Genomic DNA, 5,609 nt, shown 5'->3' on the forward strand with positions numbered 1-5,609 from the left:
GGCTAAGAATCAAGATGCTATTAAACGTACGAAATTAAAAATAGAAGAGAACAAAGGAAAGTTTCCAATGGCTTCTATTCCAATTGAAGGAAGTCCTGAAAGACATGAGAGAATAAACAATTCCATTGAGGAACTTTTAAATAAAGGTGATTTAGTACAACTTCTATTAGCGATTGCTGGTTATGGTGTTTTTTCAAAATCTGAAGACCTTAAAAATCAAGCTGTAGAAAGTGCCAAAAAGCAAACATTGGTAAATCTCATGACCATTCAAACATCTGATAAATTTGGAAATACTGTGCGAGTATATCGGACGGAAGAAGAAAAAACGATTTATCATTTGTTTAATTCAATGAATATTTCTTCACAACTAAGCATTCAAGTTATTGGCAGCCTTTTATCAGGAGCGATTAGACGTGATATACTGCATTATGGGCATTTTGAGGAAATTCTAAATATTAGCTGGTTAGCAAAAGAAATTGAATGGTTTAATGGGGGTAATACTCAAAAAGTTAAAACTCTTGATGCGGTATTGCCAGGTGTTAGAAGCTTTATAAATGAATTAACTTCTGCAATAAAAGTTGAGGGCTATCAACCCGATTTCACATGTTGTACTGATAGTATGACTATCAAGATAGAGTATATACTTAGGCATCTATGTAAACATCTAAAAAAACCAACCTTCAAATTTGTATTTGAAGGTGATACTATGTTGGCTGATGAGAAACCAATGAGCGGTTTGCTTATAGAACTTGAAGATTTTCTACGTGAAGATGACATACTATGGATTAAGTTTCTAATGAACGAAAAGGGAGGTTTCAACTTTAGAAACAGAGTTTGTCACGGACTTGTAGATGGTAATGAATATGGGTATACCAACGCTCTTTTTGCTTTTGTCATTATACTCCGATTAAGTCATTATAATTTAGATGAAGAATGAGCTGGTTAACACAAACACATGGAACTATTAATCATTATATATCTCAAATGCCAGGTAAACAACCTGTAAGAGTGCTACATCACATGTTGTTATATATGTTTCAAAATACGCACTCAGGCTTCTTTGAGATACTTGCGGAATATATTAGAACTGGGAAAATCAATCGGGAACTCAAATTTGATTTTAGTGAACAATCAATTCGAGCAAGTGATGGGAGTTTTAATACACCAAGAGTCGATTTGAACAAAAAGGAAATCCATTTACCTGAAACCTTTTTATCTTATCTATGGGGATGTACCTATGCTATTTACATTTTGTATTTAGAAACAATTGACTACCCAAAAGTTAATAGAGAAAATGGTAGAATAATTCATTTAACTAAACAAGATAATATCGATGAAGCCAATACCCTCTTTGCGTATGCAAAAAGTCTCGTTGTTACTTACAGTGAATGGGATAAACAAGAATTACCTAATCCAGAAATCTATCAAGCAGAAGATAGAAATTATGTTGAGCAAACAAATCTCTTTTATACGGATGCTGTTAAGTTCATTATGTGCCATGAATTCACTCACTTAACAAAGCATGCTGAACAGTTCAGTAAAGAATCCTCAGTTGAGGAAATTCTGTCTTTCGAAAAAGAGGCCGATAACGATGCAATAGAACTTCTGAAAAAGGGAATCTCATATTTGGATGATGACCTCTCTATTGCACGCAGACTGTCTATAGAGAACGGAGCTATTTGTGCAGTGCTGTCTACATTTTTTCTAAGCCCAATTACGGTTGCAAAAAAACACCCAAATGCTGAAGATAGACTGTCCAATGTATTGGAAAAACTTGAACTTGACGATAATCATAATGGCTGGGGATTTGCTTGTATTGGTCTCCAATTATGGGATGAACAATTTGGAATTAGTTTAAATTGGGATACAAGTTTTCCAACATTCAAACATCTATATTATGATTTAATAAGACAAATTAAAGAAATGCAGTCATGATAGAACAAAACGTAATAGGCGCTGATTCTCCTATCGAGCACATTGAACAAGATAAGTTTCAAAGAAATAACTTTGCTAAAGGGATAGCGCAAATCATTAAGTCAAATTCAAGTTCTCAAAGTTCTGTAATCGGAATATATGGTGAATGGGGCTCTGGAAAAACCTCTTTACTGAAATTAATACGTGTTCATTTGAACTCAGATGAAAACATTATTCAACTTTATTTTAATCCATGGCGTTTTGACGGAGAGAAGGAATTACTGCTAAGTTTTTTCTTTACTCTAGCGGATTCATTAGATGCTTCGATTACCACAAAAACAGAAAAAATTGGAGGATTGTTAAAAGAATATTCAGGGTTTCTTAAACCAATTTCATGGTTTGTGCCTGGGGTTGATTCCGATTCAGCTGCTAGTGCCATTGGAGAAAAGCTTTCCGAAGTCCAACTCGAAACATTAAAACAAAGAATCGAAAAGGTTTTGTTGAAAGAGGGAAAGAAGATTGTAATTTATATTGATGATATTGATAGATTGAACAGAGCAGAAATACAGACCGTCTTTAAGTTGGTTAAGCTTACTGGGAACTTTGCATACACGAACTATATTCTTGCATTTGATGACAAACTTGTTGCAGAATCTCTTGCGCCTATGTTTGGGAATGGGAATACTAAAGCAGGTTATGATTTTCTTGAAAAAATAATTCAAACTCCTCTTCATTTACCAGCTCCTCAACTTGTGGACCTTAGAGACTATTTTATTGAGCTACTGAACAAAGTAATGGAATCAATGGATATTGATGTCTCAAATGAAGAATCAAAACGATACTTACAACTTTTCTGGACCTTCCAAATTAGGTTAACTACTCCAAGAATGGCTGTAAGATACATTAATGCTTTAGGTGTAGTGCTTCCATTGCTCAAAGGAGAAGCGAATACTGTTGATATACTTTTAATTGAAGGAATAAGAATTTTCTATCCTGAACTATATGCATTAATTCAACAGAATCCATTTGTATTTCTTCGTAGGCGTACGGAAAATGTTGTTGCCCTCGACCATTCAGAATATAATGCAAAAGCAAGTAAAGAACTTTTTGACAACTTTTTAAATACATCAAATTATACAGATAGAGAGCGGAAAGCGATAGTTGAATTAAGCGAGAAATTATTCCCAATGTTCAAAGAGATTTATAAAAACTCTATGTTTCCAGATAGAAAGATGAAAGAGTTGAAATCTGACTTAAGAATAGCATCTCCAGAACATTTCAAACGTTTTTTTTCCTATACTGTTCTAAAAGGTGAAGTTCCTGAATACTTATTCCGAGATTTCCAAAAATCATTAGAGACAGGTTCACAAGAAGAAATTGATTCAAAATTTGTTGAGCTAACACAAATGGCTGGAGACAAAAATATACTTGGTAAGTTAAGAAATATTGAAGATAGGTTAGATAATATATCATCAGAAAAGTTAGCTCAAACAATGGCTAAGAACTCTCATTTGTTCTCAGGTGAATCGGGATTTCTATCTTCAATGTTCCTTTCCCCCAATTCACAATTGGCAGATTGTATAGTTGAACTATCAAAAAACATTGAAAAGACTCAGCGAGTAGATTTTTATAATACGCTATTAAGTGTTACCAATCCTTTTGAATTTATAATTGAAGTTGTACTTCAAGCAAGTCCTGATAAGGATGATGATGAATCAGAGTATATACTTGACAAACAAGTTTTTCATTCTTTTTTGGGAAGGGTAGTTTCGGAAGTTATTTCAAAGTCTGGCGACAAACCATTCTGGCAAACCTATACAGATTATACAGCCAAGATTTTTAAGTTTTGGGAATTAGATGCTAAAAAAGATGAAATTCAGAATTATGTAAAAAATTATATTGACGAAAATCCTGAATCTGCCATTGATTTAATTAAAACATTTGCGCCTTTTATACAAAGCACACGAGTACCACATCCATATAGAGGCGACTTAGACAAGGAGCATTACAATTTCATAGGAAGATTTATTGACCAAGAGTACTTATACTCTCATTTAATTAAATTAAGAGATGTATCAAAAACTGGTCTTGCTGAATATGTCGAAATGGGGCATAATCAAACCCGAGAAAATGTAATAGAACAATTCATGTATTTTTATGAAAAGCATTCAGAAGTTAATGAATAATAGACTTCTTAAATCTAGAAACGTCCATATTTTCTAAATGCTTGAACTGTTTGATAGATTCCTAGCGTTGCAAACGTTCTACCAATGTAATCAACGACATAAGCAGAGTTTTTAAGTGTCGCACCTTCAATAAAGTCTAACTTGTGAAGGGGTGAAAGAAATTGAGGATAATATTTCCAAAAACTCAAGTCGTTTGGTGGACACGCGCAAACAAATTGTAAATACAAATAGTATAATGGAATTGTAGTAACTAATGTGAAAAAGATTCCAGTCATCCAAGATAGACCAAATCTATTTGAAACTTCATTAAACTTCAGAATAATAAAATCTCCGATTATTTTCAGATGTTGCCACTTGAAAGTTCCTTTATTCTTCTTCATTTCTTTGCGAAGATTATCCTTATAAGCTTTCATTTCTCTTGCATGATAGTTCAATGCCTCAATTCTATCATTTTGTTTAAGAAATTCATTTTTGATAATCCGAAAAGTCTCACGTCCAGCTGAATTAATAGAAACATCAGAAAAAAACGATTTATCGATGACACTTCGTTCAAGCTTAAGAATTTCAAATTCTCCGTTATGCATATACATGTTCTCAGCAAATCTCACTCCATGAAAATCAGCAACGCCTTTAACTTTCATGTGTGTCAAATTTGCCTTTTTTTGAATATTTGCCCATCTGAATGTTACGCCTTTGTAAAAAACCATTCCCCAAGCATTCAGTTTATCATTAAACGTGGTATCAAAAAATGAAGCATGCTGTTGAAATTTTGAATCATGGAAATCTGTTAATTTATGAAACTGACATCCTGAAAAATTAACTTCGCTATTAAACTCACAATTAATAAAGGATACTTCAAGATTAAAAACGGTGTTCTCAAAAGATTGGTCAACAGTAAAAATGCAATTATGAAATTCAACCGTTTCTTTTGTGACTTTACTGAATTTATAAGAGAAATTAAACTGACATTCTCTAAATTCTATTTTTTTAGGATTATATACTGCCTTGCGGTATTCGGTGGCAACTTTTTGGTTATCGAAAATTAATTCATTTGGAATTATTGACTTAGCAACCATAGTGAATAGTTTTTTAATTGGCCCAAGTTAATTAATTACATTGAAAATGTAATTGGTGTAAATATTAAATACTATCTGGCGTACTTCATAACTTCCAATAATTAGTTTGTTATAGCCTCCATGTGCTATAGCGAACCATATCACTTTAAAAATATTATCGAACTAGAAAGACAGCTTGATACTAAAGCAAAGTGTCGGGCCTATATTGCACAAATCAGATTCAAAGATGGAATTCAATGTCCTCATTGCAATTCAAATGGAAAATTCAGTCTAATCACAACGAAGGATGTAATCAAATGCTCAAAGTGTAGAGAGACCTTTCCTCCGACATACGCGACCATCTTTGAAGACAGCAATATGGACATACGAACTTGGTTCAAAGCCATGATTTACTTTCTTCATGGAACTTCTTCAAACAAGATTCATCAATTCA

5 protein-coding genes are annotated in these 5,609 nt (G+C 33.1%); 4 read left to right on the forward strand and 1 reads right to left on the reverse strand.

Going from position 1 to position 5,609, the window contains the following annotated elements; all coding sequences use genetic code 11:
* From Q1V93_RS19025 to Q1V93_RS19035, 3 genes are all read left to right on the forward strand, one after another.
* Positions 1-937, forward strand: a 937-nt coding sequence (locus tag Q1V93_RS19025; RefSeq protein WP_300667012.1) for a DUF4209 domain-containing protein, incomplete at its 5' end; no start/stop codon positions are given.
* A complete protein-coding gene (locus tag Q1V93_RS19030) occupies positions 934-1,935 on the forward strand; it encodes a phage exclusion protein Lit family protein (protein ID WP_300667014.1) in 1,002 nt (333 codons plus the stop codon). The genes Q1V93_RS19025 and Q1V93_RS19030, both read left to right, overlap by 4 nt.
* A complete protein-coding gene (locus Q1V93_RS19035; RefSeq protein ID WP_300667016.1) occupies positions 1,932-4,100 on the forward strand; it encodes a P-loop NTPase fold protein in 2,169 nt (722 codons plus the stop codon). The genes Q1V93_RS19030 and Q1V93_RS19035 overlap by 4 nt, the downstream gene beginning before the upstream one ends.
* Before the next feature lie 14 nt (positions 4,101-4,114).
* On the opposite strand, the gene Q1V93_RS19040 is transcribed toward Q1V93_RS19035, so the two are convergent.
* Complete coding sequence (locus tag Q1V93_RS19040) at positions 4,115-5,176, reverse strand: pentapeptide repeat-containing protein (protein WP_300667018.1); 1,062 nt, start codon at positions 5,174-5,176, stop codon at positions 4,115-4,117.
* Between the two features lie 120 nt (positions 5,177-5,296).
* Here Q1V93_RS19040 and Q1V93_RS19440 point away from each other — a divergent pair.
* The coding region (locus Q1V93_RS19440) for a transposase (RefSeq protein WP_367183842.1) at positions 5,297-5,609 on the forward strand (313 nt) is incomplete at its 3' end.

Origin of the sequence: Fluviicola sp., from assembly GCF_030151805.1 — a bacterium.
In the GTDB taxonomy this organism is placed as follows: Bacteria; Bacteroidota; Bacteroidia; order Flavobacteriales_D; family Crocinitomicaceae; genus Fluviicola.

Coding starts and splice junctions, on each gene's coding strand:
- Q1V93_RS19035 (WP_300667016.1), top strand. CDS start 1,932: ATGATAGAACAAAACGTAATAGGCGCTGATTCTCCTATCGAGCACATT.
- Q1V93_RS19030 (WP_300667014.1), top strand. CDS start 934: ATGAGCTGGTTAACACAAACACATGGAACTATTAATCATTATATATCT.
- Q1V93_RS19040 (WP_300667018.1), bottom strand. CDS start 5,176: ATGGTTGCTAAGTCAATAATTCCAAATGAATTAATTTTCGATAACCAA.